This window comes from Vagococcus sp. AM17-17 (genome assembly GCF_003471765.1).
Lineage (GTDB): Bacteria > Bacillota > Bacilli > Lactobacillales > Vagococcaceae > Vagococcus > Vagococcus teuberi.
Genome location: NZ_QRJY01000025.1, coordinates 829 through 5,835 on the forward strand (window position 1 = coordinate 829; position 5,007 = coordinate 5,835).

At 30.8% G+C, this 5,007-nt stretch carries 3 protein-coding genes; 2 read left to right on the forward strand and 1 reads right to left on the reverse strand.

The window, feature by feature from the left end; genetic code table 11:
• Positions 1 to 556 (reverse strand): replication initiation protein (locus DW196_RS11640; protein WP_233541958.1); only part of this gene is annotated, 556 nt, incomplete at its 3' end.
• 1,140 nt (positions 557 to 1,696) lie between these two features.
• Between DW196_RS11640 and DW196_RS10825 the strand changes: the two genes are divergently transcribed.
• Together DW196_RS10825 and tet are read left to right on the forward strand one after the other, a co-directional pair.
• The gene (locus DW196_RS10825) at positions 1,697 to 3,556 is read left to right on the forward strand and encodes a GTP-binding protein (RefSeq protein ID WP_117974227.1); all 1,860 of its coding nucleotides are present in this window, start codon (positions 1,697 to 1,699) and stop codon (positions 3,554 to 3,556) included.
• A 4-nt stretch (positions 3,557 to 3,560) separates the two neighbouring features.
• Positions 3,561 to 4,934, forward strand: coding sequence for a Tet(L)/Tet(K)/Tet(45) family tetracycline efflux MFS transporter (gene tet / locus DW196_RS10830; protein WP_117974230.1), 1,374 nt, complete (start codon positions 3,561 to 3,563; stop codon positions 4,932 to 4,934).
• Positions 4,935 to 5,007: the final 73 nt, after the last annotated feature.

A 5,007-nucleotide genomic window follows, 5' to 3' on the forward strand; every position in this document is an offset into this window, starting at 1 on the left:
CACGCTCGTTGATATGAGTTTCACGATAGCTTTTAGGAATATCTAATAGCTCATGAAAGTCTTCTTTAGAAAAATAGGCATATCCAGTGGTACGAAATTGTTTTAATAGACGAAACATCGTTTTAGAATAACTACTTTGTAAATCAGTAAATTGTTTAAGAGAATATCTAACCCATTCATCTAAATTATTCAATAAAGGGATAGCTTTTTCATAAATTCGGATATCTACATAAGGATCATCTACATCACCATTTATTTTAAATTCGGTAAACATAACAAACATTTCTATACTTAAACCACTTTTGCTTCTGCGACCAAAACGTAAAGAAAGAATTTTTTCATAAGTTTCGGCTAAATCATCAATAAATCGATTATTTGCGGTTGGTTTATAATCACTTAACTCTTTGAGTTGGTCAAATGAAAATCGGACAGTTTGTTCTCCCTTATCACGCATTCTAGAGACAATAGAAAAAAATAAATTCATTTCAACAGGTGTAAATTTACGAAGAGGAATTGTATTTAATTCATGATGATATTTAACTAATTCATTAGTCATATATAACCTCCTTGTTTTATAGGCACTATTATAAGGCACTGTGTGCCTATAAAACAAGTCTAAACAGACAATTTGTTGCCTATAAACAGACAATTTGTTGCCTATAAACAGACAATTTGTTGCCTATAAACAGACAATTTGTTGCCTAAAAGGCTCTGCATCCCTTGGGGCAGTAAGGCTCAACAGGGGCCTAAAAGAGGTTTAAAAGAGGTTTAAAAGAGGTTATAAAAGAGGGACTCTATTTTTCCCACCTAAAAAAGAGTTCTTTTGATTAAATTGTTCTATGCGTAACATGAAAATATGTAAAAAAAGGAGTGAGAGAAAACCACTCTCACATTTCACTAGCGCAGTCGCTAAAGCTCCTTTGCAAAAGACAAAAACGTAATCAAAAAACTGGGCAAATTCAAATAATAAAATTACCAGGTAAATAATCTTGGTAGACTTAAGTTGTTTAGTTATCTGTATTAATCGTCTTTCAGACGGTCAGGGCAAGCCCTAACAACCCAAAAGCAAATTTAAAAGGATTATGATATATTTATTCATGGCACTTAGCCCATTTCTTTATGAAAGGGGGTGCTAGACATATGTTAGAACAATTCATCTTGTTATTCATCACGACTGTTTTTACTACGGTAATCACAGTTATAACTACAAAGTTATTAAATCGTTGGTTTGACGATGAAGATGATGAGTAAAGGCATGAGTGCCAACAAACTCACACGCTAGAACTTCGCACTAGCGACAAAAAAAGCCACTACCTGTGATGAGGTAGTGGCTTTTGTGCTAGACATACTAGCAATTCATCTTGTTTTCGCATTTTCATTATATCATGACTTACAAAAATAAATCAAAAAGTTAACATAAATCACGTTATAATTAACTAAAAAAATTGTTTTTTTAATTTTTATAATTTATACTAACTTAAGATAAATAAATCAAATAAAAATAAGTGAGTGATCTTCATATGCTTCGGAGTATTTCTAAATAGCACATTTTAATATAGCTGAAAAACAAAGGCTTATTTGGTGTGCTCTTAAAGAAATACTCTCGAACTATAATTAGAAGGTCGTGAACAATAGACTTCTATGGTATTTGCGATGAGTATTTTTGCGAACATAAATCCATAGAAGTCTTTTTTTGATGAAAAAAATTATTAATGTAGGAATTGTCGCTCATGTAGACGCTGGAAAAACATCTTTAACAGAAAGTTTGTATAGTAGAACCCATGAAAATTATAAGCAAGGAAGTATTAAGAAGGGTGATACTATTACTGATACCCTTGATTTAGAGAAAGAAAGAGGCATTACAATAAAAACAGCTTCTGTTTCTTTAGAGTGGTGTCAAACAAAAATAAATTTGGTTGATATGCCTGGACATATTGAATTTTATGGTGAAGTAGTGAGGTCACTAAACGTTATTGATATAGCTGTTTTAGTCGTTTCAAGTTTAGGAGAACTCCCAACTCAAACAAGAAGGATTTTTGATACATTACAAGAAGCCAAGATACCGACTATCTTTTTCTTAAATAAAATAGATATAGAAACAGCAAGACCAGAATATCTGATTTCTGAAATCAAGAATAAATTGACGAGTCATCTTGTTCTAGTAGAATCCTTGTTTAGTCAAGAAAGTAGAGATACTTTAATCGAAAACAGTCCTTATCTACTTGAAAAGTTTATGAATGATGTATTAATAAGTGAAATAGAGCTAAAAAATGAGTTGAACCAACGAACTTTAATGAATGAAAGTTATCCTTTAATTTTAGGTTCGGCTGTGACAGGAGAAGGGATAGATACTTTATTAAATTTATTAGGTAGCTTTGATTTAGTTGATAAAAGTAAGGATAATTTATCTGCATATTTATATAAAATTACTTTTATGAATGGTCAAAAACAAGCTTATTTTAGATTACTATCCGGTGAAATAAGTAAGAACCAAACTTATTTGTTAAATAATCAAGAAGAAAAGAAGCTACCACGTTTTTTAGTATTACAAGACAACCAATTTGTAGAAGCAAATAGTATTCAAACAGGAGATATTTTTATGTTTCCAAAATGTAAAGAATTAAAGATTCAAGATTTCTTAGGAGAACCTTTAACTAATGAGCTATCTTTACCTAGCCCAAGTTTAAAAATCACTTTCCAAGTTGGGGAAGAAGAGAGAATGACGTTACTAGACTTATTAACTGAATTATCAGAAGAAGATCCATTACTTGATTTCTCAATTGATAAAGAAACTTCAGAAATCTCAATGAAAATTTTTGGTCGAGTTCAACGAGAATACTTAGAAGAAACTATACGCAGACGTTACTCTTTTAAGACGCTTAAATTATCATTACCAACAATTGTTTATAAAGAAATTATAGAAGAAATAGGAATAGGCACAATTGATGTAGATGAATCACTTAATCCCTATTGGGCAACGATGACCTTGAAAGTTGAACCGAGTAACCTATCAGGCATTCAATTTGATAGTTTAGTGACAACAGGTTATCTGAAACAGTCATTTCAAAATGCTATTAAAGATAGTGTGTTTAGTTCAACTAAAACAGGTCTTTATGATTTTGAATTAACCAATGTAAAAGTAACGTTGACAGATGCTGAATTTTTTAGTCCAGTCAGTACACCATCTGAATTTAGAAAGTTAACACCATATGCATTGTATAAAGCATTGTTAAATTCTAAAACAGTCATTGTAGAACCAGTAGTAGAGATAGATGTATCTGCAAATAAAGATTATTTAGGGAAGGCTATTAGTGAACTCGGAAAATTAGAGGGAAATGTCTTAAATGTATCAGAGGTAGAAGATGAATTTAATTTAATTGCAAAGTTACCTCAATCTTTATTTTTAATATTTGAAGAAAAGAGTAATGAACTATTTAATGGACAAGCCTATATAAAAAATAAAATTGTATCTTATCAAGAAGTGGTAGATAAAAGTTTATATCAACAAGGAAAAGTTGATAGGATAAAATCTTTATTAATTAAAGGGAAAGAGTGAAGAAATGAATTCTAATTCGTCAAACCATAAATCACAATACAACAAATTATTACTTTGGCTTTGCTTTTTATCTTTCTTTAGTGTACTAAATGAAATGGTTCTAAATGTATCTTTTCCTGATGTAGCGAATTACTTTGGAAAAGCTCCTGCAAGTATAAATTGGATTAATACATCGTTCATGTTAAGTTTTTCTGTAGGAACAGCCATATATGGCAAAGTTTCTGATTATGTTGGTATTAAGAAACTGTTATTAACAGGAATTTTATTAAATTGTATAGGTTCAATTATGGGTTTTATAGGTCATACATCATTTCCTGTATTATTATTATCACGATTCATTCAAGGTACAGGAGCTGCAGCTTTTCCTGCGTTAATTATGGTGGTTGTTGCTAAATATATTCCAAGGGAGAGCCAGGGAAAGGCTTTTGGACTTATTGGTTCCATTGTTGCAATGGGTGAAGCTCTAGGTCCATCTATCGGTGGAATGATAGCTGAATATATTCATTGGTCTTATCTATTGATATTACCTTTAGGAACTTTAATATCAGTTCCTTTTCTTATCAAAATGCTTGATCATGAACCGATTAAAAAGGGAAGTTTTGATTTTATAGGATTAGTATTAATGTCGTTAAGCATAGTAACTTTTATGGTGTTTACCACATCATATAAATTATATTTCTTAGGAATAAGTTTCGTTATTTTCATTATTTTTATTAAGCACATAAAAAAAGTGGATGAGCCGTTTATTGAGCCTAAATTAGGTGAAAACCGATCTTTTATGGTTGGTATTGTTTGTGGAGGTCTTTTTTTTGGAACGGTGGCAGGATTTATTTCAATGGTTCCTTATATGATGAGAGATTTATATCAGTTAAGTACACTTGCCATTGGTAACGGGATTATCTTTCCAGGAGCTGTTAGTGTCATTATTTTTGGTTACTTTGGTGGAATACTAGTAGATAAAAAAGGACCAATATTCGTGTTAACTATAGGAGCTATGTTGTTATCAATTAGTTTTCTATTGGCTGCACTGTTTGTTGAAACGACACCTTTTTTAATTACTATATTAATTATTTTTATATTTGGAGGTCTGTCCTTTACAAAAACGGTTATATCTACAATTGTTTCAAGTAGTTTAACTACAAAAGAAAGTGGTTCAGGAATGAGTTTACTTAATTTTACAAGTTTCTTATCTGAAGGACTAGGAATCGCAGTTGTAGGAGGATTACTGTCTGTAGACATACTAAATAAAAAAATTATTCCTATAAATGTTTCTTCTCAATCATATTTATATAGCAATATGTTACTTATTTTTTCTATAATAATTATTTTTAGTTGGTTAATTACTATCAAAGTGTACTCTGAGCCAAAAATAAAATAGTTATTTAACCTCTTAGTTACCATAATCTCGCTTTAAAGAAGTACCACATCTACCAACACGTCGAGACTCCCAC

Bases quoted from the DNA above. Each gene is read 5' to 3' on its own strand.
- DW196_RS10825 (WP_117974227.1), top strand. From the start codon at position 1,697: ATGAAAAAAATTATTAATGTAGGAATTGTCGCTCATGTAGACGCTGGA.
- tet (WP_117974230.1), top strand. From the start codon at position 3,561: ATGAATTCTAATTCGTCAAACCATAAATCACAATACAACAAATTATTA.